Annotated in this window: 27 protein-coding genes and 1 pseudogene; 5 read left to right on the forward strand and 23 right to left on the reverse strand. The window is 37.6% G+C overall.

Annotation, left to right across the window (positions count from 1 at the left end):
- Nucleotides 1-23 precede the first annotated feature (23 nt).
- The 10 genes from C7Y47_RS25350 to C7Y47_RS00960 form a co-directional block, all read right to left on the reverse strand.
- A complete protein-coding gene (locus C7Y47_RS25350) occupies nt 24-563 on the reverse strand; it encodes a GyrI-like domain-containing protein (protein ID WP_255504956.1) in 540 nt (179 codons plus the stop codon).
- Between the two features lie 12 nt (nt 564-575).
- The gene (locus tag C7Y47_RS25355) at nt 576-878 is read right to left on the reverse strand and encodes a MerR family transcriptional regulator (RefSeq protein WP_255504957.1); all 303 of its coding nucleotides are present in this window, start codon (nt 876-878) and stop codon (nt 576-578) included.
- A gap of 229 nt (nt 879-1107) precedes the next feature.
- Nucleotides 1108-2397: an alpha/beta hydrolase gene (locus C7Y47_RS00925; RefSeq protein ID WP_142507047.1), complete on the reverse strand. Its 1290-nt coding sequence runs from the start codon at nt 2395-2397 to the stop codon at nt 1108-1110.
- Nucleotides 2398-2410: 13 nt separating this feature from the next.
- On the reverse strand, nt 2411-3490 hold the full coding sequence (locus tag C7Y47_RS00930; protein WP_142507048.1) for a DUF1648 domain-containing protein: 1080 nt from the start codon (nt 3488-3490) through the stop codon (nt 2411-2413).
- A 7-nt stretch (nt 3491-3497) separates the two neighbouring features.
- On the reverse strand, nt 3498-3875 hold the full coding sequence (locus tag C7Y47_RS00935) for a GntR family transcriptional regulator (protein ID WP_142507049.1): 378 nt from the start codon (nt 3873-3875) through the stop codon (nt 3498-3500).
- 475 nt (nt 3876-4350) lie between these two features.
- Entirely contained in the window at nt 4351-4728 is a 378-nt protein-coding gene (locus C7Y47_RS00940) for a carboxymuconolactone decarboxylase family protein (RefSeq protein WP_142507050.1), read from the reverse strand.
- A 210-nt stretch (nt 4729-4938) separates the two neighbouring features.
- Nucleotides 4939-6312 (reverse strand): argininosuccinate lyase, encoded by a 1374-nt coding sequence (argH, locus tag C7Y47_RS00945; RefSeq protein ID WP_142507051.1) that lies wholly within the window; start codon nt 6310-6312, stop codon nt 4939-4941.
- 83 nt (nt 6313-6395) lie between these two features.
- A complete protein-coding gene (locus C7Y47_RS00950; protein WP_142507052.1) occupies nt 6396-7589 on the reverse strand; it encodes an argininosuccinate synthase in 1194 nt (397 codons plus the stop codon).
- A gap of 477 nt (nt 7590-8066) precedes the next feature.
- Nucleotides 8067-8822 (reverse strand): SDR family NAD(P)-dependent oxidoreductase, encoded by a 756-nt coding sequence (locus C7Y47_RS00955; protein ID WP_400936824.1) that lies wholly within the window; start codon nt 8820-8822, stop codon nt 8067-8069.
- Between the two features lie 8 nt (nt 8823-8830).
- The gene (locus tag C7Y47_RS00960) at nt 8831-9778 is read right to left on the reverse strand and encodes an MBL fold metallo-hydrolase (protein WP_142507053.1); all 948 of its coding nucleotides are present in this window, start codon (nt 9776-9778) and stop codon (nt 8831-8833) included.
- Between the two features lie 545 nt (nt 9779-10323).
- Here C7Y47_RS00960 and proC point away from each other — a divergent pair.
- Together proC and namA are read left to right on the forward strand one after the other, a co-directional pair.
- Entirely contained in the window at nt 10324-11130 is an 807-nt protein-coding gene (proC, locus tag C7Y47_RS00965) for a pyrroline-5-carboxylate reductase (protein WP_142507054.1), read from the forward strand.
- A gap of 46 nt (nt 11131-11176) precedes the next feature.
- A complete protein-coding gene (namA, locus tag C7Y47_RS00970; RefSeq protein ID WP_142507055.1) occupies nt 11177-12187 on the forward strand; it encodes an NADPH dehydrogenase NamA in 1011 nt (336 codons plus the stop codon).
- A 71-nt stretch (nt 12188-12258) separates the two neighbouring features.
- Here namA and C7Y47_RS24785 read toward each other — a convergent pair whose 3' ends face one another.
- Nucleotides 12259-12399, reverse strand: a complete 141-nt coding sequence (locus C7Y47_RS24785; protein ID WP_185903375.1) for a hypothetical protein — start codon at nt 12397-12399, stop codon at nt 12259-12261.
- 681 nt (nt 12400-13080) lie between these two features.
- On the opposite strand from C7Y47_RS24785, the gene C7Y47_RS00975 reads away from it, so the two are divergent.
- Entirely contained in the window at nt 13081-13443 is a 363-nt protein-coding gene (locus tag C7Y47_RS00975) for a DUF3221 domain-containing protein (RefSeq protein WP_142507056.1), read from the forward strand.
- A 263-nt stretch (nt 13444-13706) separates the two neighbouring features.
- On the opposite strand, the gene C7Y47_RS00980 is transcribed toward C7Y47_RS00975, so the two are convergent.
- The 4 genes from C7Y47_RS00980 to C7Y47_RS00995 all read right to left on the reverse strand — a co-directional run bounded on the left by C7Y47_RS00980 (nt 13707) and on the right by C7Y47_RS00995 (nt 17061).
- On the reverse strand, nt 13707-14594 hold the full coding sequence (locus C7Y47_RS00980) for a sensor histidine kinase (RefSeq protein ID WP_142507057.1): 888 nt from the start codon (nt 14592-14594) through the stop codon (nt 13707-13709).
- 14 nt (nt 14595-14608) lie between these two features.
- Nucleotides 14609-15391 carry a hypothetical protein gene (locus C7Y47_RS00985; RefSeq protein ID WP_142507058.1) on the reverse strand — a complete coding sequence of 261 codons (783 nt, stop codon included), beginning with the start codon at nt 15389-15391 and terminating at the stop codon, nt 14609-14611.
- On the reverse strand, nt 15384-16307 hold the full coding sequence (locus C7Y47_RS00990) for an ABC transporter ATP-binding protein (RefSeq protein ID WP_142507059.1): 924 nt from the start codon (nt 16305-16307) through the stop codon (nt 15384-15386). The genes C7Y47_RS00985 and C7Y47_RS00990 overlap by 8 nt, the downstream gene beginning before the upstream one ends.
- An 82-nt stretch (nt 16308-16389) precedes the next feature.
- Nucleotides 16390-17061: a response regulator transcription factor gene (locus C7Y47_RS00995; RefSeq protein WP_436970091.1), complete on the reverse strand. Its 672-nt coding sequence runs from the start codon at nt 17059-17061 to the stop codon at nt 16390-16392.
- 80 nt (nt 17062-17141) lie between these two features.
- On the opposite strand from C7Y47_RS00995, the gene C7Y47_RS01000 reads away from it, so the two are divergent.
- Both C7Y47_RS01000 and C7Y47_RS01005 read left to right on the forward strand, forming a co-directional pair.
- Nucleotides 17142-17624, forward strand: a complete 483-nt coding sequence (locus C7Y47_RS01000) for a hypothetical protein (RefSeq protein ID WP_142507060.1) — start codon at nt 17142-17144, stop codon at nt 17622-17624.
- Between the two features lie 435 nt (nt 17625-18059).
- On the forward strand, nt 18060-19085 hold the full coding sequence (locus C7Y47_RS01005) for a DUF2332 domain-containing protein (RefSeq protein WP_142507061.1): 1026 nt from the start codon (nt 18060-18062) through the stop codon (nt 19083-19085).
- 318 nt (nt 19086-19403) lie between these two features.
- Here C7Y47_RS01005 and C7Y47_RS01010 read toward each other — a convergent pair whose 3' ends face one another.
- The 8 genes and pseudogenes from C7Y47_RS01010 to C7Y47_RS01045 all read right to left on the reverse strand — a co-directional run bounded on the left by C7Y47_RS01010 (nt 19404) and on the right by C7Y47_RS01045 (nt 26383).
- The gene (locus C7Y47_RS01010; RefSeq protein ID WP_142507062.1) at nt 19404-20462 is read right to left on the reverse strand and encodes an LLM class flavin-dependent oxidoreductase; all 1059 of its coding nucleotides are present in this window, start codon (nt 20460-20462) and stop codon (nt 19404-19406) included.
- Between the two features lie 15 nt (nt 20463-20477).
- Nucleotides 20478-21419 (reverse strand): ring-cleaving dioxygenase, encoded by a 942-nt coding sequence (locus C7Y47_RS01015; RefSeq protein ID WP_142507063.1) that lies wholly within the window; start codon nt 21417-21419, stop codon nt 20478-20480.
- Between the two features lie 52 nt (nt 21420-21471).
- Complete coding sequence (locus C7Y47_RS01020; RefSeq protein WP_142507064.1) at nt 21472-21915, reverse strand: MarR family winged helix-turn-helix transcriptional regulator; 444 nt, start codon at nt 21913-21915, stop codon at nt 21472-21474.
- A gap of 97 nt (nt 21916-22012) precedes the next feature.
- Complete coding sequence (gene cdaS, locus C7Y47_RS01025) at nt 22013-22633, reverse strand: sporulation-specific diadenylate cyclase CdaS (RefSeq protein WP_142507065.1); 621 nt, start codon at nt 22631-22633, stop codon at nt 22013-22015.
- Nucleotides 22634-22885: 252 nt separating this feature from the next.
- Nucleotides 22886-23335: pseudogene (locus C7Y47_RS01030) on the reverse strand (hypothetical protein); the annotation flags it as partial.
- A 21-nt stretch (nt 23336-23356) separates the two neighbouring features.
- A complete protein-coding gene (locus tag C7Y47_RS01035) occupies nt 23357-24103 on the reverse strand; it encodes a 3-hydroxybutyrate dehydrogenase (RefSeq protein WP_142507067.1) in 747 nt (248 codons plus the stop codon).
- Nucleotides 24096-25052: a 3-hydroxyacyl-CoA dehydrogenase family protein gene (locus C7Y47_RS01040; protein ID WP_185903361.1), complete on the reverse strand. Its 957-nt coding sequence runs from the start codon at nt 25050-25052 to the stop codon at nt 24096-24098. Before C7Y47_RS01040 ends, C7Y47_RS01035 begins: the two co-directional genes overlap by 8 nt.
- 20 nt (nt 25053-25072) lie before the next feature.
- The gene (locus C7Y47_RS01045; RefSeq protein ID WP_142507069.1) at nt 25073-26383 is read right to left on the reverse strand and encodes a GntP family permease; all 1311 of its coding nucleotides are present in this window, start codon (nt 26381-26383) and stop codon (nt 25073-25075) included.
- Nucleotides 26384-26406: the final 23 nt, after the last annotated feature.

Below are 26406 nucleotides of genomic sequence, written 5' to 3' on the forward strand. Positions count from 1 at the left end.
TCTCCAGCTACTGGAGAGTTTAGCTAGTATCTTAGTTTCACAAATACTTTTGTCAAAAAATCATTTGGATGTAGCTCAATATTTGGTTTAATATTAATTGGATTTACAACCTCAGTTGGGATTAAACCTATTATGTACTGCTCCATAAATGTCCCTGCTGCCTGAAGGGATTGCTCAGTCAGCCATTCCTGCAAGCGACTATAGCCAAAATGTAACTCTGAATACGGTCCCGTTACATTTATACAAGCATACTTGCCTTCTGTTATTACTTTAATATACTCCTCTTGTTGAATTGCTTTTACTGGTAACAGTAGTTCAACATCTGCTATATTTTGGTTCCTTTCTCTTTCGTGAAAAATTGCAACAAGCGCCCCCTCTATCTCAAATTGATACGCATATATTCGTTCAAATAATTTTTGTACTAGCTTATCCATTTCTATAATATGTATCTTTTCATGGATAGAAAACACCTGTATGTTTGGACGTTCTTCTATGTAACAACTTGATAATATTGGCTTTTGCTTTGGATTAAACGTCTCAGTGTTCCTAATTGAATTTTTCACTTGGACAATATTTTAAAGTTGTTCAGCGATTACTTTTTGTTGGTGCTCTAATTCCTGAACTTTTTTATTTAATCTTATCTCTAAATCTTGCTTATCACTTTTCCCTTTAATAATCTGTTCAATTTCGTTTAATGAAAACTGGCAATGTTTAAGTACCTGTATAGTATTTAGTTCTTTCATTTTATCGTAATCATAATAACGATAGCCCGTCACTTCGTCTATCAAGGATGGTTCGAGTAACCCAAGATCGCTATAATAACGAATCGTTTTTACAGGAACATTACACAGTTTTGAAAATTTCCCAATGCTATACATAATAAAACCTTCTTTTCAAATATTGTTGAATTCGATTAATCCGCTTAGTTATTACTATATCGTACGATAAAAATATGGTAAATGATTTAACAAATAACATCCCGAGCCCCAAAAAAGTATGCTCTGATTTGAGCATACTTCCTTTTGTTAGATACTAATTATGAGCATTACTTTTTTCGCAAGTTTTTCTCCATTTCGCGCAAGTATTCACCTTTCTACCGTGGATAGCTTAGTCTCTACTTCCATTCATAATAAACTGCTGAATGGCTGGCAGTAATTCTTTATGAAGTGGTAATGATGGGTCTGAATAGGTTGCTGCATTTTTCGTACGATCTGCTGGAGCATTTTTTAACACATGATTCATTCCGTCCATATATACAAGCTTAGCATCTGGCTTACCTTTTTTTAACGCTTCCGCATCCGTTGTAACTACTTGTAAATCGGTTGTTCCTTGAAGAATTAAAACTCGGCTATTTACTTTCGCTAACTCATTTGCAGGATTATATTTTAACCATGAAATCATATACGGTTGAACTGAAGAACGGAAGAGTGACTGTAAATCTGGAGAAACGTTCTTCACTAGCTCGCCTTTTTTCAAGGATGCAAGAGCATCTGTTGATTCTTTTAGAAGCTCTGGCGATATTTGACCTTTTAATTGCTCTAACAAAATTTCATCGGCTGGTCTACCAGAGCCTGCTATAGAAACAAAGGACTCTACTTTTGTTTTTTGTGCTGCTAGTAAACCGATCAGTGAGCCTTCGCTATGTCCAATAATATGAACACTCAAATACGCTTTATCGGCTAAAAGGGTATTAATCACTTGAACTGCGTCATCTACGTATTGGTCAATCGTAATATCCTCTTCCTTAGTTAAAAGGGACTGATTATCGCCAAGTCCACGTTTATCATAGCGAACAGTAGTAATACCGTCTTTTGCTAACCCTTCCGCTATCATTTTTAAGCTATCATTTTTACCAGCTATTGCTGAATTTCCATCCTTATCAGTTGGACCAGAGCCTGCTATAATAAGTGCAACTGGAGATGGCTCCTTGCTAGCCTTTTGAAGAGCCACTGTTAACGCACCATCTTTAACAGGAATCTTGGACGTTTCATACGTAACTGGTTGTTCTTTGAATGGCTTTAAGACAAGTGGGAATTTGCCACCACTTTGTTGAAACGTTGCTGCAATTTGCCCATCTTTTAATGTTCCGTTAATGACAACAGCCGAGTCATTTAAATTGATCGAAACACTTACTTGATCACCATCGTATTTGATGCTTTTAAATGGATAATCGGATAATCCTTGGGCTGGTACTGATAATGTCCCACTATCTTTCTGCAAATCAACGATAATCGGAAGTGCTCCGTTTGGCGTTTTAATATTCCCTTCCCATTTACCTACTAGCTGTTCATTCATTTTATTGTCCTCCTTTATCTCTTTACCTTTTGTGTTGTCCTCCTTTTGTGCGCATGCTGCTAATAAAAAAAGTGCACAACATAAAAATAATAGTTTTTTCATAAAATCTCTCCCTCTAGACGAAAATGACTAATAAGATTGGTAAAAATATTACAAGTAAAATGATATAGCTCCATTTATTCGCTAAATTCACAGTCCAACCAACGCCGTATTTCTTTTGCACTAATAGTGAAGGATCATTTTTATTGAGATAAACAATCCCCCATTTCCAGTATCGATCATCGGCTGCAGCTGTTTCGTTTGTCTGTAAATCATCAAAGCGCTCATTACTGTTACTTAACTTCCAAATTAACAGGATAAGTCCCCCTAAAGAGACGAACATAAAAACAATAAAAAGCGGGAAGAAGTAAGGAGCTGTTTGATTTTTTAAAATAACTGTCGTGTAATGTAAAACAACAAGAACAATAGTCATACTATAATTAATCGCTGCTAAGTACCAGCTACCATATTTACGCTGGTTAAGCTCTCGATTGGCTGAAGCCTCTTTTGCTTGTGCACTCAATTGTATTTTGGCACTTTTCATACCGATACTGATGATGAAAAAGCTAATTTGTGTCCCTAGTAAAATAAGTGGCATTACAATAACTGCTAGCCATGTTTTTTCAGTCCTACCGTCTACCTCACCTGCTGCATTCCAATGGGTAGCAAAAACATCTGGGATGGCATTGTAATTCATATAGGTAAAAGTAATCAATGCTAAAGTGATAATAATCGGTAATGCGAAAAATGTAGGTGAAAGTACTTCATCTCGATCTCGAAAAGATAAATCCATCACATAAACAGTTTTTACATGTGCTTCCCAATTTTCTTGTTTTTTCAGTTTTTTTGTTTTTATATGATAAAACATATAAAGTCCAGCTGCTATGAGAAGCACGACATAAAGCAAAACAAAGGATAATAAAACAAATTGCTCTTCTTGAATGGACGTAAACAGTAGTAAAATTTGAGCTATAAGACATGCAACTGCTATGCTCCCGACCATCATACTGTAATGCTTTTTAAAAATAAGTAATTGTTGATGTTGCACATAAGGTTCTGGAATAGATACACCAAACACAGTTGTTTTTCTCGCTAAATATGGTGTTAAAGTTTCCAGTACACCTACAAAGATAAAGATGCTTAATATAAAAAGCATATTTCCCCTACTTCCATTGTTTTAAAATTCGATGAAACAAACTCGTCATTTGTTCTTTTTCGAGACCCCGTGCAATGGCCTCTGCCATAATTGGTTTTAATGCATTTTCTACTTTTTCAACTTCCGTCTCTTTCAGTTCTTTTTTTTGACCACCGATAATGATCGCTTTTGCTTTCGGCTTTAATTCGATTAAACCTTTTTCTTCAAGTTCATGATAACTCTTACTAACCGTGCTGACATTAATCCCTAAATCCGCAGCCATTGAACGAACTGAAGGTAAAGTGTCACCATTTTTTAGGTTTCCCTTTGCAATCAACTCAATTAACTGATTCGCTAATTGTTTATAGAGCTGTAATTCACTGCTTGGATCTAAATGAATATTCATTTTACCCCTCCCATCTGTATCGCTTATCACCAAACAGAAATCTGTCATATGTAGAGTAATACAGATTTCTTAAAAAGGCAAATTTTCTCTAAATTGGGGATTAACCAATTAGGCTATTTTCTCTGAGGTTTTTAAGGTATTTAATGCGAAATAAAAAAGGACCCAGAAAAATTCTGGATCCCAAGGACACTTATTTCTATTTGATTTGATCTGTATCGGTTTTTGCTTCTTCTTAAGATACAGCAAAACAGAATATCCGCCTCGCTGATTCCATAAGATTTTAGAAGCTCACCCTATACAGTTGTGGCGGACTTTCCTGAGATTCCTGGTCTTTGGGTGTTTGACTACTCATTCTACATCCTCCTAATCATTTTAGATTAATAAGTGATTCCGTTCTTAATATGAACCGTTTCGTAAATGTTTATTCATGTGAAGCACATTTTTATGAATATGCCTTGTTATAGAATTAAAACTCCTAAGCTTCTTCTTTAAAAATTTGTTGCGCAATGGTTAAAGCATTTTGGACACGTGGAAAACCAATGTATGGTACTAATTGTAATAATGCTTCCACAATTTCTGTCTGTGTTAAACCTGCATGTAGACCACGTTTAATATGTGTTTTTGTTTGTGGGGCAGCACCTTGAGTTACTACCGCTGTAATGACAACAAGTGCACGGCTCTTTGCATCTAGCCCTGGTCGTGAATAAACATCACCATAGGTAAATTCAACAATCATTTTGCGTAAATCTGGTGCTATGTCAGCTAGTACATCTGCCTCCATCATTCGTGCCGCTTCTTCCTTTGTCACATACTGTTTAATTGTTTCTAACCCCTTTGTAAAACGCTCGTTCATTGACAATCTCTCCATTGTTATTTCTTTACACAAAAACCCCAATTCCGCGTCTCCAGAATTGGGTATTGTCCTTCACCTATGTAAGGGTCTCTTTTTCGTTTCACCCTCTGGCTCTAACGAAAAAGGAAAATATTGTTTCATAGTGCCTCACTGGACAGCTTTAATGAATATCTATGCAAAAGTCACAAGGACATGCACGCTAAGTTATAGTTACGAGAGACAGGATTTTGCCTTTTCAATTTGGATAATTACTTGATCAAATCCTGTACCTCCTAAAGAATGACGACGACGAACAGCAGCTTCAGGTGATAATACATCGTAAATATCCGCTTCGATAAGCTCACTTTCTTTTTTCATGTCTGCAAGTGGTAAATCTAATAAGTAGATGCCCTGTTGAATACATGTGAATACAAGTTTTCCTGTCACTTCATGTGCTTCACGGAAAGGCATCCCCTTTGTTGCTAGATAATCTGCAAGCTCCGTAGCATTGGAGAAGTCAGCATGTACTGCCTGGTGCAAACGCTCTGTATTGACAGTCATTGTGCGAATCATACCTTCAAAGATTTTTAATGAACCAAGAATTGTCTGGACTGTATCAAACATACCTTCTTTATCTTCCTGCATATCTTTGTTGTATGTTAACGGTGTTCCTTTCAGAACAGTTAATAAGCCCATTAAGTTACCGTAAACGCGTCCCGTTTTTCCACGGATTAACTCCGCCATATCAGGATTTTTCTTTTGTGGCATAATAGAAGAACCTGTTGAGAAGGCATCATCTAATTCGATAAATTTGAATTCATCTGTCGACCACAAAATAATTTCCTCTGCAAACCGAGATAAATGCGCCATTAATAATGATGAATTACTTAAAAATTCAACGATAAAATCACGGTCACTTACTGCATCCATCGAGTTCGCATAAACTTCGCTGAAGCCTAAAAGCTCCGCGGATTTTAAGCGATCGATTGGGAAAGTAGTACCTGCCATGGCACCTGCACCTAAAGGCAGAATATCAATACGCTTAAGCGACTCCGTGAAGCGTTGTTTATCACGCTCTAACATCCAGAAATAGGCCATCAAATGATGGGCAAATGAGATTGGTTGCGCACGTTGTAAATGTGTATAGCCTGGAGCAATTGTTTCTACATGCTCCTCAGCCTTTTCAAGCAATGTCTTTTGGAATATCTCAATTAAACCGATTGTTTCCTTCACACGTTTTTTCAAGAAAATATGCATATCCGTTGCTACTTGGTCATTTCGGCTACGGCCAGTGTGAAGCTTACCACCTACAGGACCAATTAAATCAATGAGCATTTTTTCCAAATTTAAGTGGATATCTTCATTAGCAACTGTAAATTCAAGCTCACCTGCGATTGCTTTTTCTTGTAATTGTGCAAGGCCACCTAGAATGGTCTCTACGTCAGCTGCTGGTAAAATTCCTGTTGCGCCAAGCATCGTAACATGTGCTACGCTACCTTCAAGGTCTTCTAGAACAAGCTGTTGGTCAAAGCCAATCGATGCGCCGAACTCGTCCACCCATGCTTCTGCTGATTTTTGGAAACGCCCGCCCCAAAGTTTTGTCATAACAGCTCACCTTTTCCTTAAACTCTTTTTGAAAAAGGTGTAGTACAGCGTTTAATGCTACACTACACCCTGCTGTCAAAAGATTATTTTTTATTTACTGAAGAGTTAACCACTGTTGGCAGACCCCATAATTCGATGAAGCCTACTGCTGAAGCATGGTTGAATTGATCTTCTTTAGAATATGTTGCTAGCTTTTCACTATAAAGTGAATTTGGAGATTTTCGTCCTTCCACAATTGCATGACCTTTGTAAAGCTTCACGCGCACAGTTCCGTTCACAAACTTTTGTGATTCAGCAAGGAATGATTCCAGTGCTACACGTAATGGAGAGAACCATAAACCATCATAAATTAATTCAGATAATTTTTTCTCAATGACTGGCTTGAAGTGTGCTAACTCTTTTACAAGCGTTAAGTCTTCAAGTTCTTTATGAGCCGTTAATAGAACTTTTGCTCCTGGAATTTCATATACTTCACGAGATTTAATACCAACTAAACGGTTTTCAACGTGATCGATACGCCCAACACCATGTGCTCCAGCTACTGCGTTTAGCTCTTGGATTAAATCGGCAAGCTTCATTTCGTTACCGTTTAACGATACTGGTTTACCTGCAACGAATTCAATTTCTACGTATTCCGCTTCATCTGGAGTGTTTTCCACAGAAACTGTTAAACCGTATGCTTCTTCTGGTGGAGATACCCATGGATCTTCCATTACGCCCGCTTCATTTGCACGGCCCCATAAGTTTTGGTCGATAGAGAATGGTGAATCTAATGTTGCAGGAATCGGTACATCATGTTTCATAGCATATTCGATTTCCTCATCACGGCTCCAGCCCCACTCACGTACAGGTGCTAACACTTCTAAGTCTGGATTTAACGCTTTAATAGAAACTTCGAAACGAACTTGGTCATTACCTTTACCTGTGCAACCATGAGCTACTGCGTCCGCACCCACTTGGTTTGCAATTTCCACTAGTTTTTTAGAAATTAATGGACGAGAAAGTGCTGATACTAGTGGATATTTTTGTTCATACCAAGTATGAGCTTGTAATGAGATTAATGCATATTCTTCAGCGAATTCATCCTTCGCATCTACCATATATGATTCAATTGCTCCTACTTGAAGAGCTTTATTTTTTACAAACTCAAGGTCTTTACCTTCACCAACATCAAGACAAACTGCAATAACGTCCCAACCTTGTTCTTTTAACCACGGAATTGCTACAGAAGTATCAAGACCTCCTGAATATGCTAATACTACTTTTTTATTCGCCATAAAAATCGCGCCTCCAATTAATCTATTAGATATGTATGTTTATACATTCATTTAAAACTTTATACACGAATAGTATCATGTTATAAAAATAAAAACAAGTGCATTTTTATAAATTTATAGACTTTTATGTTTATTGTAAAAAGTGTGTCATTATAACACTTTAAGCGCTTGTAAAAACTATGAATAGTTTTACTCGGAAAAACGATTTTTTACGCGCAACATGAATGTATATAGTATTCGCCGGAGCGCGTAAACTAGCGCTAACTTAGCGGCGTTTTTTGCGCGAATGGACATCCTTTCATCACCTAGTTGACGGACTTGCCCGGCATACAAAAAAGAGTTGTCTCAGCGCAAGAGACAACTCTTTACTTAATTTCGTTCGTTTTAATGAAGATTTATCGAAACTATTTGAGCTTTTATCGAAACAAAACCTCATTTTATCGGAACTTTTTGGGCTTTTATCGAAAAACAAGCTCTTTACTTCTTATTGAAAAATGATTTACCTAAAAATTCTACAGTTGCAGGTGCCATTGCATACAGCTTGCTTGTTAACCCCATGACCCTTGGTAAATTAACCTCTCGAACTGGTCGTTCAATTGTTTTTACTGTAGCTTGTGCCACTTCTTCAGCTGTAAGTAAAAATCTTCCTAAAGACTCGCGATAGCCACTTTCATCACTCGCCTTATCTAAAAATGGTGTATCGATTGGACCTGGATGTATCGCCGTAACTTTAACATTATACGGAGCCAGTTCCATGCGAAGCCCATTTGTAAAACCGACAATCGCATGCTTTGTAGCAGCATAAACACTAGCCTTAGGTGTCGCTACCTTTCCTGCCTGTGAGCCGATGAAGATTAATTGACCTCGCTGACGTTGTATCATAGGTTCTGCTAGACGTTTTGCTAAATACATCGGTACACTGACATTTAGCTCTACCATTTGTCTAATAGCTTCATCTGCTAAGTCTGTTGCAATGCCAAATTTACCTACCCCTGCAGATAAAATAGCTACATCAAGAGGCGGTAGTTGTGCGCATACTTCATCGATTGTAGATAAATTAATTAAATCTGCTTGGATCACATTTGCGCCTACGCGTTCTAATGCTTTTAATGCAACTACATTGCGTCCTGTTGCATAAACCGTATGACCCTGTGCTACTAATAATTCTGTAATTTTCAATCCTACACCACTTGTTGCACCTGTAACGAAGATGGTCTTTTTATTCATGTTCATATTTAAACCTACTTCCTTTGAAATAAATAGATACCTTCTTCCGTTTTTGTAGATGTAATGAAATTGTTGGCCTCTAAGTAATCTAAATAACCGAGCGTTTTGGACAACGTCAGACCAAACTGACGCTGAAAAACAGCTGGGTAAAAGCGCTTCGTTACTTGTACAGCAGTTAATGAATCATCTCCAAATAATTCACAAACCTTCAAAGATTGCTGATGCTGACGTTCTAGTCGTTTATCAATTATATTAGGAATATTCTCTAGCTCAGCACCATGTCCTGTAAACATCTTTTTTACAGGTAATCGACGTAAAATTTCTAGTGATTCATTATATTGTAGTAACGATTTAGTACGTCCTAATGTACGGTCTAGTGGTGGCTCAATTAATGGATTTGGCGTTATTTTTGCAAGCAATAAATCTCCACCTATTACATCATGAGTTTTTTCATCCCAGTATATTAAGTGACTTTGCGCGTGTCCTAATGTTTCAATAGCTTTTAATCCAGGATGTCCTGGCACTTCATCTCCATCGTTAAGAATTTGTGTTAAAGGTCGTTCACCTACAAGCTCTATTTCACGGCGGACATGTACACTCGGCTGGATATATTCTTGAGGAACTCCGTGCTCAAATAAGCGCTCACTGTAAAACTGCACATGGTAACGTAAAAAATCCTCGTCACGACGAAGCCATTTATCGTTATAGGCATGCCCTAAAATTTCAGCGTTCGGAAAGGCATCCACCCAACCTGCATGATCTGGATGATGATGGGTTAACACAACCTGTTCAATATCTCGCATATCAAAGCCCACTGCTCGAATACCTCTTTTAAGTGCATCATAGGCTTCCATTGTTTTTGGACCAACATCAAAAATGGTCAATGCATCTCCTTTTACAACAAATGCATTCACATCTCCTACTTCATAGGGTGTTGGTATTTCTATTTTGTGTATAGACAAAAGCTGTTTCCCCCTTTAATGCAACTAGTGAATACCTATTCATTCTATTTTACAAGTTTTTCTTCTTTTCGTCACCCTCCTGTTGACAGGTTGACGTATTATTAATATAATTTTGAATAATCTAATTATTTTGTGCGTTGATGAAGCCAAGTACGTAATTGGTGAAGGTGTCTTAGAGAGTGTTACATTTGCTGAAAGTGACATCACCCGCTCCCATTACAGAACCTACTTCTGAGCAGTTATGAAAACATAACCGTTTCCCTTGCGATAAAAGGGCTATGAGTTGTGCCAATTGGCAAACAAAGGTGGTACCGCGGAAACAACAGCGTTTTCGTCCTTCTTTATAAGGACGGGAGCGCTTTTTTTATCTTCATTTAGCAAATGCTTTGGTAGCGAAAGCGAAGCGGCAGCTGAATGAAGATAAAGCCTCCGGCGGATGTCACGGATTTTGAAAAACCGGACGCATTGTTTATCTGTAGCGAAAGAGAAGCGACAGCTACAATTACGCCAAGGCGAAATTGATTTTGAGAACTGGAGGTTTTATCATGAAAAAAATACTATTTATTGGTGCAGGCTCTATGGCAGAGGCATTGATTCAGGGCTGGATTAAACAAAAGGTATTTACAGCACAAGAAATTTACGTCACCAATCGCACAGATAAGGAACGCTTACAATTTTTACACGACACATATAATGTAAATAGCAATTTTGATGATGCTATTTATCAGCAGGCTGATTTAATCATTCTAGCGATGAAACCAAAAGATGCCGTTGTAGCGATGCGTGAGCTAAAGCCTAAAATTACAGAGCAATCAGCCGTACTTTCTATTTTAGCTGGTATTGCCATTACTACTATTACAGAACATTTAGGTGCTCGTCCAGTCGCACGCGTTATGCCTAATACTTCTGCGACTATTGGGATGTCTGCGAGCGGGATTGCCTTTAATGACGAAGTAACAGCAGAACAACGCGCTCTTTTCTTACAGCTTTTAGAGGCGATTGGTTCAGTTATTGAGGTAGATGAGGATCAATTACATGCTGTAACTGCCCTTTCCGGGAGTGGGCCAGCTTATATTTATTATTTAATGGAGGCATTTGAACGGGTTGGTACAAAGGTCGGTCTCTCGAAGGATACAGTACGACTATTAATGACACAAACACTTGCTGGTACTGCAGAAATGCTGAAGCAATCCGTCGATGAGCCTGATGTATTACGCCAAAAAGTAACCAGTCCGGGCGGTACAACAGAAGCTGGAATTAAAGCTCTTGAGCAATATCAATTTAATGAAGCCATTGAAGCATGCATTAAAGAAGCTGAAGCTCGATCTCGATTACTTGCAAATAGTAAATAATGTATGCCAAAATAAAGTATATCAATAGGGATTAGGGGGCTTTAAATTGGCTAAATTATTCGAACCTTATCAATTGCAAAATATCACTTTAAAAAACCGTGTAGTGATGGCGCCGATGTGTATGTACTCGGCACAGGATGATGGACTTGTCACACCTTTCCACCAAGTACATTATGCAACGCGGGCTGCTGGTCAAGTTGGTTTAATTATTGTTGAGGCTACAAGTGTTGTACCAGAGGGTCGTATTTCTAGTAACGATCTTGGTATTTGGAATGACGCTCATATTGAAGGTTTAAGTCAATTAGTTCAAGGAATGAAAGTATACGGAGCAAAAGCTGGCATACAGCTGGCACACGCTGGACGTAAAGCAACTGTAGATGGAGAAATATTTGCCCCATCAGCTATTGCATTTAGCGATGCTTTTAAAACGCCAACTGAAATGACACTAGAAGACATTGAATATGTTGTAGAAGCATTTAAACAAGCAGCTGTCCGGGCAGCTAAAGCAGGCTTTGACGTTCTTGAAATCCATGGAGCACATGGCTACTTAATAAGTGAATTTTTATCACCAGCAACGAATAAACGCAATGACCAATACGGTGGCTCTCAAGAAAATCGTTATCGATTATTACGTCAAGTCATCGATGCTATTCGAAGTGTTTGGGATGGCCCTTTACTTGTACGCGTTTCCGCTGAGGACTATGCAGAAGATGGTACAACAATGGATGATTTTATCGTCTTCAGTCGTTGGATGAAATCACAAGGTATCGATTTAGTGGATGTTTCTACAGGTGGTGTAGTGCAAGCACATATTAATGTTTTTCCAGGCTACCAAGTAACTCATGCTGAAGCGATTAAGCATGGTGCTGATATTCCAACTGGAGCAGTCGGCCTTATTACGACAGCTATTCAAGCAGAGGAAATTTTACAAAATAATCGTGCTGACTTAATCTTCCTTGCGCGTGTTCTTCTGCGCGAGCCATATTGGCCACTTCATGCTGCTATGGATTTAAGAGAAGAAGTTAAACCTCCAGTGCAATACGTACGTGGTTGGTGAAAAATAGCGGTATAGCGACTATTCATCAACATATAAAAAACAGCTTGTTGCTTAATGCTAACAAGCTGTTTTCATGTTAATAAACAGGATTTTTGTTTAATTTCATCTTCAATTGCCTTCACTATCGTCTCTGCATCATCTGCCGTTATGAGTTCTCCATTGACGATGGTGAAAATCCCTAATACCTCGCTGACAGTATACTCTTTTACCAATCTAATTCTGCACGAGAAAATATTAATGGGTATGAAACAAAACAAAGTTCTCAAAGTCATCAGAGTAATCTATCCTTCTATCTTTTGCCTCAACAATGTGTTAGAATCATCACCCTCATTTTCGACGGAATATACCTATTGCTATCGAAAAAAAACGATATAAAATCTCTTTTTCCTGGAACATCGTCAGATACAATTTCATTAATCTCAGAAGTCAATATTCCCTTCCAAGAATTCTCAAACAAAATATCTATTAATGTTACCTTTTGAATTTTTATTTATGTCTACTACCCCTTGTTATTTCAAATTTTGTATTCAACTACATTGTGTTAAGAAAACACCTAGCGCAAAGTTAGGACAAGGAAGTAGTACTACATATTTCACGGATTTCTTAGCAATTATTTGTAACCTGGTAAGAGTTCATACTACGTTCATCTAATTTAGGAAAATCAATATATTCTCATAGATTAGAAATTGATGAGTTTTAGAGCAAAAGTATTGTGTCCATTTTAAAGGAGCTTTTGATGTAAAAATCGAAATTTTGTGATAAATTAGACACGACATAGTAGGATGAAAACTTTTAAGGAATCGTTATTGTTCTGTAGAGTTTTCCTTCCTTTTGGAGATAGTAGATAAGACTAGTTAATGAGTCAATAAAATTGAAAGGAGCCTTATTCATATTTGAAAACTCAACTAAAAATGAAAAAAAAATTAGTTATTTCTATGCTTTTAATTACAGGTCTTGTTACCTGCATTATTGGTTGTTCAGAACATACAACCAATAATGCAGAATCAACTATGGAAGGAATTGTAGCGAAAATAAAGGATAATCAGATATTAGTAGTAAAAGGCGTGACAAAAGAGGAAATTAAAGGTTTATCTGAAGAAGAAACGATAAAGAAAGCTCAAAGTGCGGCTTATTTTGAATTAAAACGAGAAGTAAAAAATATGAAAGTCGGTAGTAAGGTAAAAGTTTGGATTGAGAGCATAGACACTTCGAATCTAGCTTATGGAATTAGTAGTAAAGTAGAAGTTATAAATTGAAAAAGTAAAAGCACCCTTTAAAACCTAAGCAGGGTTAAAGTGCTTTTACTTTCGTCTTGCCAATGGCTCTTGAAGCGTTTGTTTGTTACTTGACCGTATGGTGTTACAGCACTATACGGTCTTTTTCTTACCCCTATTATAACACATCACTTTTATTTTCAAGAATTTATACCCAAAAAGTATCGCTGATAGAACCACGAACATCGATGATTAAAGTGGAAGAATGGCTTATTGCCAAGATGCACTAAACTGCTTGGCTACTTCTATTTCAAATCCCTTTTTACACACACTAAAAACTCAATCATGCCTTCTTCTATTTTGGCTGTTGCACTTCCACCTAATTTTTCTGCTAGCAGCCTGACAATAGATAACCCTAGTCCCGTGTTTTTACGTCTGGAATTGTCTGTTGTATAAAATCGATCAAAGAGCTGGTTAGGATTTAGTTGACTATTTTCATCAATCGGATTTTGAAAACAGATATATGCATGTTCTTCTTCTAACCACAGCTTGATCGTTACATCCCCTTGCGCATGCATGATACTATTTCGTACTAAGTTTTGTACAATGCGTAAAAGCATTTCTTCATCAGAGTGAATAATGAGCGGCTCAAAATTTGGTAAGTTGACGGCTATTCCTTTTTGTTCAAATTGTACAAAGGCACCAGCAATCTCTTCAAATACTATGTTTGAAATATTAATACGATCTTTTTTGGGCTTATCTTCATTACTATGCAAATAGGAATATTCGAAAAATGTTGCTAATAATTGCTCTAGTCTTCCAACATGTTTTTGTGCGATTTCAAGCTTTGCAAGCTGCTTTTCTGTTAAGGGTTCTTTTAAAAGCATTTGTTGATAGCCCTTTATCGCAGTGAGTGGCGTACGAAAATCATGCGAAATGTTTGAAATCATTTCCTTATAGTATTTTTCTTCCCGCTTAATATACGACCTTGATTTTTGTGATTCTATTAATATGCGATTTATATTTGCCACTAGTTGATTTATTTCTTTGTTTAATAGCTCTACGCTAATTGGCTGTGTATATTGCTCATGTAGACGTTGTGACAATTGAATGTTCATCAATTGTAGTTGCCTTTGTATATAAAAAATATAAAATAGTAATCCTACAATGATTACAATTGCCACAATCCACATTCCCTACCATCTCCTTACTTGATTTCTGCTTTTCTAAATGTCATGAATGTTACATATAAAATGACTACTATAAATACGACACAAATGGAGACGGCCGAAATTAAATCACCTTTACTCATGCTTAAATTAATCGCAAGATACTCCGCTGAATAGGGTGTGAAGGACAATACTTTATCTACCATCTTAAATGAATTCTGAAAACTAGCAACTTGCCCAAAGAACATGGACATCATGTAATACGCAGCTACTACAAGCACCGATTTTCTGAAGGCAAACGCCAGTAAAATACAAGTCGTTAACTGCGCAAGATAGACTATTGTCATAGTGCTCATTATTGTTACGTAATCGGCAAAGCTGCCACTAGTAGTCGCCGTTAGAATGCTTAAAAAACCTGCTGCTTTCCCGCCCATACTAATCGTGCTGTCCATGGATAAACCAATTATTGTCACGATGATATAAGGACTTACAAGAACAATAAGTAAGATCCAAAAAACAATCGCTTTACTGATGACTATTTGGATTCTTGCAAAGCCGCTTATAATCGGATGATGGATATTTTTTGTATCAAAATCTGAACAAATAAGTGTAGTGGCAAGTACTGCGCCTACTATTGACATCATATTCATATCAGATAGTAAAAAACCAACGTTGCTGATGCTTTCATTTATTGAGTTATTGCCTATAGCATAAGCAATACTAAACATTGCTGTTGCAGAACATGTTGTAAGAGCCAGTAAGACCCAAAATATTTTGGATTTAGTTGTTTTATAAAGGTAAGCACGTACTAAATTAAACATGGCGCTCACCTCCAATTAACGTAAGGAAGTAGTTCTCTAATGTGTCTCCTTGTAGACTAAATTCCGTAAGTGTTACCCCATTTTCAAATAAGGCGGTTGATACGTCCCCAAGATTCTCTAAGAAATCATACAATTTAATTGTTTTATTTGGCATGACTTGAAAATTTTGTGTTTTAAGAATTGTTTCTAATACATGTGCACATTGTTCGGGAGCTGTACAACCAATGCGAATATAATGTCTACATTCTTCGTCGAGCTGTTGTTGCGTCATTTGTTTCATAATTTTCCCTTTATGAATAATGATATAATCAGTTGTTGTTTGATAAAGTTCCGGTAAATTATGACTCGAAATTAAAATCGTCATCTGTCGCTCTTCACAAAGACGTGTTAAAAGCTGACGAATTTCAACAACACCTATAGGATCTAACCCATTCACTGGCTCATCTAAAATCAATAGCTCTGGATTAGTTAATAACGCAATAGCAATGCCTAAACGTTGTTTCATGCCGAGTGAAAAATGCTTAGCTTTCTTATTGTTTGTACTCGTCAATCCAACCAATTGCAGTATTTCATCTTCTAGCTCCTCATTCGGAATCCCCCGCATTAAACGATGATATTTAAGGTTTCCTTTTGCGGTCATATCAGGGCTAATCGCTGGTTGTTCAATCATACTGGCAATCCTTTTTCGTTGCTGCTGTATTTCCTTGTCAGATGATTTCCCAAATAACTCAAATGAACCTTCTGTTTGAAAACTAATCCCTGAAACAATTTTCATTAAGGTTGTTTTTCCCGCACCGTTTTCACCAATAAGCCCATAAATACGTCCTTCTTTTAATTCGATTGATACGTCGTGAAGTACTGTATGCTTTTTATATGTTTTCGTTAATTGATTCGTTTTTAATATGGTTTCTCCCATATTAAGCACCTCCCTTTCATATTCATAGATTACTCATGAAAGGTATAGATAAAGTAAAGATGACGTATAGATTACGGATGATTTATGGACGTAAACGATAGCCAAGCCCACGAAGCGTCTCGATATAATCTGCTTGTGAATTTTTTGTCTTCAATTTATGTCGAAGATTACTAATATGAATTTTAATAATATGTTCATCTCCTAAATATTCTTCTTGCCAAATGGATTCGTATAAATTCGCTTTCGTGAATACTTTTTCTTGATTTGCCATAAACAATTCTAGCAGTAAATATTCCTTTGCAGTTAGTAAGACCTCCTCACCACCCACTGTAACCCGCTTAGCGACATCATCCAGCATTATATCCTTGTATTGCAGCTGCTTCATTGGTGTAGCTTTTTTAACACGACGTAATATCGATTCAATACGAGCGAGAACCTCACCAAGGTCAAAAGGTTTCGTAATATAATCGTCCGCTCCTAAACGAAGCAAATCAATTTTTGTTGACACTAAATCTTTTGCTGAAATCATAACAACAGGTACATCCGAAATAGCGCGAATTTCTTTTAATAATTCATCACCACTTTTATAGGGAAGCATAATATCAAGAAGCACAATATCAAATTCATTTTGTAGAAATGCTCGATGTCCTTCTACTCCATCCATCACACTTGTTACCTGATAATCTGCTTGCTCAAACAATTCTGTTAACATTGCATTTACATCTTCATGATCCTCAACCATTAAAATTCTCAATACAACCACACCTTTAATAAATTATGACTCGGCATAATTGCGTCCGGAATCGGCTTTGCGCTTAGGCCTGCAAATATTTTTTGGGCGAAAGCGTAGCGTCAGCAGCAGGACTCTTTTCCATCCGTCGTCTACTTGGCCTTCCGTCGTTCTGCCCGACCTTTCCGTCGCCTGCTTTTCCATCCGTCGCTCTGCTCGGGACTTCCGTCGCTTCGCCTTTTCTTTCCGTCGTTCTGCTCGAGCCTTCCGTTGCCTTCTTTCCCATTCATCGCTCTGCTCGGGACTTCCGTCGTTTCGCCTTTTCTTTCCGTCGTTCTACTCGGGCCTTCCGTCGCTTCGCCTTTTCTTTCCGTCATTCTGCTCGGGACTTCCGTCGCTTCGCCTTTTCTTTCCGTCGTTCTGCTCGAGCCTTTCGTCGCTTCGCCATTTCCTTCCGTCGTTCTGCTCATGCCTTCCGTCGCTTCGCCTTTTCTTTCCGTCGTTCTGCCCGACCTTTCCGTCTCTTCTTCTTTTCGATTCGTGACTTCCGCTTGGAGGCAATACCTTCTTTGCTGAAAAAAAGTTAAAATATCCCTATTAATATTATATGGGAATTCATGTTAATAAACATTAAATAATTTTATTAACTATCACCCTATTGTCTAGCTGATGCATATGAACTGTAATACTTGGCTGCGATAAATGAAGTTCTTCTGCGTCTACTCGAAAATTACAAGATTTAGCGGCAACTACAAAAGACTGTATCCATTTATAATCCAAACGCTCACCTCTTTCTATCAATTATGCCTCGGCATAATTGCGTCCGGAATCGGCTTTGTGCAAGCACAAAGCCGATTCCAAAACATCCGCCGGAGGCTTTAGCTTCTTTCAGCGGATGTTTGAACACCCGCTGAAAGATTAATCTTTTTAACCAACTTCATTAACTATATTTAATTTACTAAATTATCGAACAATAATAAACTAAAATTAGATCGATTACTTTTAACAAAGGGGAGAATCGTATGTTAGCTAAATTAAGTAAGCAATTCCGTACTTTTGCCAAAAATGAATGTGAAAATTCAAGTCCACTATATGAACATTTAGCCAATAAGATTGCCGATGATGATGAAATATTAAAAGTTGCCGCATTTATACCTAAAGGACAACCTGTACCTAATTTATTATTAGCTGGCGTTCAGTATTTACTGTCATCAACCAAAGACGAATTAGTTTATTTTTATCCATCCTTAACGACAACACCAAAACCAATAAATGAAGTCTATCCTGTTTTTAAAGCATTCGTATTATCCCATTCAGATGAATTGAAGATTTTATTTCAAGAAAAACTTGTCCAGACTAATGAGATTCGCCGTTGTACTTACCTTTATCCGATGATGACAGAAATTTATGAAGGCCATCAAAAACCTTTAGCCTTAATAGAAATCGGGGCAAGTGCAGGACTTCAACTTGGGATGGATCAATATAATTACTGCTACAATCAACAGCTTCATATAAACCATTCAAATAGCGCTTTCGTTTTGTCCTCAGAAAATCGGGGAGAACGGCTTCCAGCTTCCATTACAAATGCTCCTGTTGTTTGTAAACGTGTTGGGATCGATTTAAATCCTATTGATATTCATAATGAGGAAGAGCTTCGATGGCTCCAAGCTTTAATTTGGCCAGAGCATCAAGAACGTAGACTTTTATTAAATCAAGCACTCCCTATTTTAAAAGAACTCGATTTAGAACTGATAAAAGGAGATGCTATTAAATTTATAAAAGAAATTAGTAGAGATATTAATCAAGATGCGCTATTAGTTGTTTATCATACGCATGTGGCCAATCAAATCCCAATGGAGTTACGCCTTGAACTAATTGAACAATTAAAAGAGATCAGCATGGAACGACCTCTCTATCATTGTTATAACAATTTATTTGATATACAACTGCATCAAGATTTTATGGATCAAGGTGAAATAGAATCTATCCGAATAATGGAACGACCTGATGGTCATGCTCGATGGTTCAAGTGGTCCAACCAAAAATAAAAGTTGCCACGAAAAAACGCTGCATGAGATTTTTCTCTCATGCAACGTCATGTTGATTAAAAACTATTAAATCAATGAAATTAAGTTTTCTCGGCAAAACGAGGGGTTGATTTCCGCTCCGGCTGGGCGCTTTCCTAGGGGCGTCCGATGAGCCGCTTCGCTGCAGGGTCTCTGGCCAACACAATGTTGGTCACGAAGGCGTTATCACAGGACGTGATGCTTTTAGCCTTCGTTCCTCTATCGCTGATCCCCAAGGAGTCGCCCAGCCTCCAATCCAATCAACCGCTTTATTAAGCAAGTATCTTATAGTATATCACTCTATTTTTTTGCAGTATATTTTCTAATTGCTGGTAAAATATCGTTCCCGATAATTTCGATATTTTTCATTAATTTATCGAATGGCACACCGCCAAAATCAATTTGTGCCATAAATCGTTGCATGCCATAGAGCTCGTATTGATACAGTAATTTTTCAATAATTTGCTCCGTACTTCCGACCATTAAGGCATCTTTTGTATCCGGTGCTTCCGCAAATTGTTGCTTTGGATAACCTGCGCCGCGAATTGCTTGGAATCCACCATTTAAATGGGGATACATCCCTTGTAGTGCCTCTTCCGTCGTATGTGCGACGTGGAATAGGCTTGTTGTAGCAATCGGTAACTCTTTCGGATCAAAGCCATTTCTCTCCGCTGCCTCCCTGTAGGCATCAACTGATGGCTTAAAGTTAACAGCGGGACCACCTAATGTCGTTAGCATCATTGGAATGCCCATATAGCCTGCTTTCATGGCACTTGCAGGTGGACCACCAACAGCTCGCCAAATTGGTAACGACCCATTTTTAGGTTGTGGCAAAATTTGTGCATTGTGAAGTGGTGCACGAAATTGTCCTTCCCAAGTGATCAGCTCGTTGTCATTTATTTTTTTCAGTAACGCTAATTTTTCTTCAAAAATTTCTTCATAATCCTTTAAATCGATACCTAGTAATTGATATGCACCAACTCGAGAGCCACGCCCTGCGACTATTTCTGCACGTCCATCTGAAATTAAATCAATCGTTGCAAAATCTTCATATACGCGTACAGGGTCAGAGACACTAAGGACTGTTGCAGAGCTTGCTAATTTAATTTTTGATGTAGCGTGTGCGATTGCTCCTAAAACAACTGTGTGTGCCTGTGTCGTAAAGTACGATTGATGACTTTCGCCAACAGCAAAGACATCAATATCCGCTTGTTCTGCAAGCTGACTTGCTTCAATTAGCTCTTGGATTCGTTGTTGAGCTGAAATACGTTCACCTGTTAATGGATTTGGAATATGATCCCCTAATGAATATAGGCCAAATTCGATGCCTTTCGATTGATCAATACGGTATTTATCCATGATGAATATCTCTCCTTAATCTAGCGGCTCTAAAATAGCTTCGATTTCTGCACGTCTTTCTTCTAAAAATGGTGGAAGATCAAGTTCTTTGCCAAGATCCTCTATTGCCGAATCAACTGTAAATCCTGGGCCATCTGTTGCCATTTCAAATAAAATGCCATTACGATCTCTAAAATAAAGACTTTGGAAATAATAACGATCCACAATGCCAGTACTATCAAAGCCCTGCTCCTTAATTTTAAGATCCCACTGTTGTAATTCCTCCACTGTTCCAACACGTAGTGCAAGATGGTGAATACTACCACGTCCAGGTTTCTCACTTGGCCCTTCTAATTCTTGAACAACGATTTCTCCAAGCACTTCACCAGGAATCGATTGCAATACTGCTTCTTTTTCACTTTCTGTTACAACTGTGTAATTAAATAGCTCTTTTAATACACTTACTGTCCGTTGCAAGTAACGAACTGTCATTTCAACTGTACCCATCCCTAAAATACGATGTTCTGCAGGGATATCAGAGCCGTCCCATGGTTGCCAATGAGCTGGTGTTTCATGACCATGATTGTTTAACAGCACCATTCTTAACCCTTCATGATCCTCAAAAAACAATGCATCTTTCCCTGCATAAGTTGTTATTTCACTATGCTCAATCTTTAACTGTTGAAAACGGTTTTTCCAAAATTGCAGACTGTCATAGCTTGGCACTAGTAATCCAATACGTGTAATGGCATTTGTTCCGCGCACTGTCCGACCTGCTACAGGCATTTCAAAAAATGTTAATTCTGTACCTGGTGCTCCAGTCAAGTCTCCATAAAACAAGTGATACATGGAAGGCGAATCTTGGTTTACTGATTTCTTTACACGACGTAAGCCGAGAAGTTTTGTGTAAAAATCATTATTACGTTTCCCGTTTTTTGTTAGCATTGATATATGATGATGTCCACTTAATTTGTTCATGAATGTTTCCTCCTTGTTTTCGCTTGACTAAGCAAGTGATTGTGTAAAAAAATCACGCTGGTGGTAATTTTTTATCACGACTATGCTTCTCTATTTTCGACATTAGTGTATTTAAAGTTTTCAGTTCTTCTTCTGTTAATACTTCTTCAAAAAATGAAGATTGAAATTGTAGCTGACTTGGTGTTGCCATATCAATCATCTGCTCGCCTTTTGCTGTTAGTGAGATTGTTTTAGTCTTCCAATTTTGCTTCCGTTCAATAAGTCCATCTTTTTCAAGACGAGCAAGCATCCTAGACATACCACCTTGCGTCACTATCACTTTCTCTGCTAATTGGGATTGCGTTAACGGTGCATATGTCTTAATTTGGATTAGGACATCAAATTGTGCAGTCGTTAAACCAAAGCGCTTTAAAAACTCATTGGATAGCTGATTACTTTGATTTGTAAAGCGCATCATCCGAATCCACGTCACTGTCCCGAGCGTATGTTTTTGCATCGCTTCCTCCCCCTCTCATTGTCACTTTACCACGCAAGTGATGTACAAGCAAGAAAAATATCTTGAATTCAAGATATTTTTCAGTGTGAAGCTCACACTATATAATGCCATGCGTCGTAATCGGATATAAGTTTCCTTTAAAGGCAAAGGAAATTCTCCCTGTTTCTTCAGACACTATCATGACAAGCGCATCACTTACTTCACTTAACCCTAATGCTGCTCGATGCCTTGTGCCTAATTTCTTTTCCCCCATATATCTCTCTGACAGTGGCAGTACATTTGCTGCTGATTTAATTAGATTTTGGCTTATTAAAACGGCGCCATCATGAAGTGGATTTCCAGGGAAAAAAATAGATTCTAATAAGGAATGCGTTACTTCTGCACCAATATGAATACCAGGCTGTATAATAGATGCTACTGAATCCTCCCGTTCAATAACAATTAATCCGCCGTGTCTTCTTTTAGACATATTTTGTACGCTATGTGAAAGCTCAGGATATTTTTCAGTAAACGGCGAAAGATAGCAATTCAAATAAAACGTAGCAGCCTTCATTTCAATCGTTACAAATTTCTCTTTTATTTTTTCAAAATTCCCAAGAAGACAGTTTGTATCCGTATCCATAGCTTCTACACTTTGCTGTAATGAATGTATGACCTGCAAAAGCTCTTCCTTTAATGTTTGTTTCATTGGTGAAAAATCGCAATTTGTTGGATCCATAAAAAACACCCCGCTTTTCAAATTTAACATGAAAAAACTTGTATTTTTAGTTTCTCTCTATGGAATTATTTTATTCGCCTTGAATTCAACATACACACTACATAAGTTGTAGATTAATCCATCCTTATCACGCCAAGTGAAGCGTAATAAAGAAGCAGGTAACAGTATGGCTGTTTTCTTTCAAGTTAAAAAGCGTATTCAAATTGTAATTGAATACGCACACTAATCTTCTACTGATAAATTTTAAAAAGTTCATATTTTTAGAATCCTATTTATAGATGATAATGGGTGTCTAAAAATTATAAATCCGTTTTCCCTATTAGTACTACAAATAAAATTGCAATTCCCACCACCAATACATAAGCTTGCTATACCGTATTTGATACCTCGTTTTTGCATCTCCAATGCAAGGGAATAAGTAATACGCGCACCACTTGCCCCAACTGGATGTCCAAATGCCACTGCCCCTCCATTAACATTTACTTTTTCTTGATCAATATCTAACTCCTTTAAAACTGCTAAAGCCTGTGCTGCTAATGCTTCGTTGAGTTCATATAAACCAATATCATCTAATGTTAAATTAGCTTTACTCAATACTTTACGAATTGCCGGGGCAGGACCAATTCCCATAATAGTTGGGTTTACACCTGCTGTTGCTGAAGTGACAATCTTAGCTAATGGATTTAACTGATGCTCCTTTACAGACATGGTCAATCCCCCTTTTTACATCCCGCCTGAAACATTCAATGCTTCACCCGTTATCCCCGTTGCTTGCTTCGAAGAAATAAAGAATACACTATCTGCAATTTCTTGTGCTGTAATAAAACGTTGCATCGCTTGCTTTGGATAGACAATTTCATTTAATGCCTCATTTTCCGACATGCCTCTACTTTCTTCAAGATCTTTTAATTGTTTTATAAGTAATGGTGTTTTCACAGGACCAGGTAAAACAGCATTCACAGTAATTCCATGCATTGCACCTTCTAGTGCTGCTACACGTGTCAAGCCAATGACACCATGCTTCGCTGCGACATATGCAACTTTTTCAGGTGTAGCCATTTCACCATGAACCGATGATATATTAACGATACGTCCATGTTGTTGCTTTTTCATATAGGGGAACACATACTTAGTCATTAAGAATGGTCCTTTTAACATGACATTTTGAAGCAAGTCCCACTTATCTTCTGGAAAATCTTCAATTTTAGCACGGTATTGTATACCAGCATTATTCACAAGAACATGCAGTTCATGCTTTCTGCAAATGGTATCAATTACATATTGGACAGAAACTACATTTGAAACATCTAACTCAATTGCCTCGACCTTGCCTGGATATAAATCTGCCACTGCTTGAGCTGCTTCTAACTTTAAATCTGTAGCAAATACATAATCCCCTTCCTCAACAAACTTTTTCACCATCGCTGCCCCTAAACCGCCTCCTGCACCTGTCACTAAAATATTACGCATGCTCAATCTCCCATTGTATTTTATCGAATGTTTTTAGTTGTTGAATTAATGAACGATCACGCTCTATTACGTATTCATCTAAGCTTTGCCCTGGATAGTCAAAGAAACCTTTCGAAGATTTGACACCTAAATTACCTTGATCGATTTTATCTTTTATTACGCTAAACGAACGCACATTCGTTTCAATCTCTGGTTGTAATTGTCCTAATACAATATCCCAAATATCTAACCCACCAAAATCAATAATTTTCAGTAAACCACTTGACGAAAATCGGAATCCAGGTCCTGCAAAGATGGCCCTTTCTAAATCTCGCTCTGAGACAACACCATCTTCTAACAATGATAATGCTTCACGTGCTAATGCTACTTGGATACGATTGGCTACAAGACCTGGCACCTCTCGTCGAACTTCAATTGTAACCTTCCCCATTTTTTTCATAAACGCATTAACTTCATCATAGGTCTCTTGTTTCGTATCAGGCCCTTTAAGAAGCTCTACAAGTGGAACAATATGCGCTGGATTAAAAAAATGTGTTATCATCACTTTATCCTTATGTTTTTCTACATTACGACTGATTTCTGATAGTTTTAAACTTGAAGTATTAGATGTTAAAATTACATTTTCCCCGCAAATTTCATCTAGTTGCCTGAAAATTTCCTGTTTGAGTTCGAGGTTTTCTGTTGCAGATTCAATTACCAAATCACATCCAGCAACACCTTCGATTTTTGTAGTAAAGGTTAACCGATTTGTAATTGTTTCATCTGAATCGCCAAACAATGTCCCTTCCTCACGAAAAATTTTTAAATAAGTTTTTAATTTTTCACCTGCTAATTGCAAAGATTCCTCCTTAATATCTTGTAAAACAACGGGCATTCCATTCGTGATAATTTGAAACGCTATCCCAAATCCCATTGTTCCAGCTCCAATAACTCCAACCTTTTGAATCATACTTACTTCCCCCTTAGGCATTAGTATAATAAAACCGTAGCAATCAACATTGGAATACTTGCAATTAAAGGCGCAATAACCGAAACAACGAAGATATGTTTATAGGCGTCTTTATGTGTTAACTTTGAAGCAACTAATATTGTAATGACAGCACCATTATGCGGTAATGAATCAAGTCCTCCTGAGGCAACTGCCATTACCCTATGCATGGCATCCGGATTTAATCCTAAATTTAGATAAGTTGATGATAGCGCTTCCATTGCAATCCCTAAACCACCACTTGAAGACCCCGTGATGCCTGCAAGTGCCGTTGTTGCTAAGAAAAGCGAAATTAGGGGACTACCGGGAATTTGTGTCATGGCTTCATTGAAAAGACTGAAACCTGTTGTAATTGCAATGACAGAGCCATAACCAACGTCTGCACTCGTATTAACAATTGGTAGTATGGCTGATACTGCACCTTCATTTAGTGTATTTTTCTTTATTTCAATATAATTCCAGAATAATATAGTTGTTAATACTACAACACCCATTAATGTATAAGTAATATCAATTTTGAAAACATTCAGTATCACTAGTAAAGCAATTGGGGGAACTAAACTCACAACAATATTTGGTAATGGACGACCTTCATAGAGGTCCTTAATTCCTTCTTGACCATCTTTTTCTGGGTTTGTCATATTTGCATAAGTTTCCTTACGTTGTTCTGAACGTTTTAACGCGAACTTCATATACCATAGGTTAATCGCAATGACGAACACCGCTGCAATAATACCTAGTAAAGGTGCCGCTGTAACTGTTGTCCCAAGGTACTTTGTCGGGATAATGTTCTGTACAGAAGGTGTCCCTGGCAACATGGTCATCGTGAATGTCCCAATCCCTGTAAAGAACGGTGCCATGAATAGATGCCACGGAATATCTAGCTCTTTGAATAATGGTCTTGCGATCGGTAATACTGCAAAAACTACTACGAATAAGCTTATCCCACCATACGTTAAAAACGCACAAATGACCATAATTGCTACTAACACTTTGTATTTGCTATTCTTACCAATAATCAACAATAAGAGATTAGCAATTTGACGAGCTGCACCACTATCATCCATTAGCTTTCCAAACATAGATGCAAATAAAAAAATCAGGAAATATTTCTGAACATAACCTATAAATCCTGTCATGTACGTATCTTGGAACGTCTCTAAAATCGGAAATCCATTCGTTACCATTACAAATAAACTCACAGCAGGAGCGATGATGATAATACTAAATCCCCTTAAAGCTAATACGATTAAAAGAATTAATGAAATCACAATCGTAATTAAACTCCACATCTACTTTTCCCTCCTGATAGTTG

Source organism: Lysinibacillus sphaericus, from assembly GCF_006864135.1.
Taxonomy (GTDB): Bacteria; Bacillota; Bacilli; order Bacillales_A; family Planococcaceae; genus Lysinibacillus.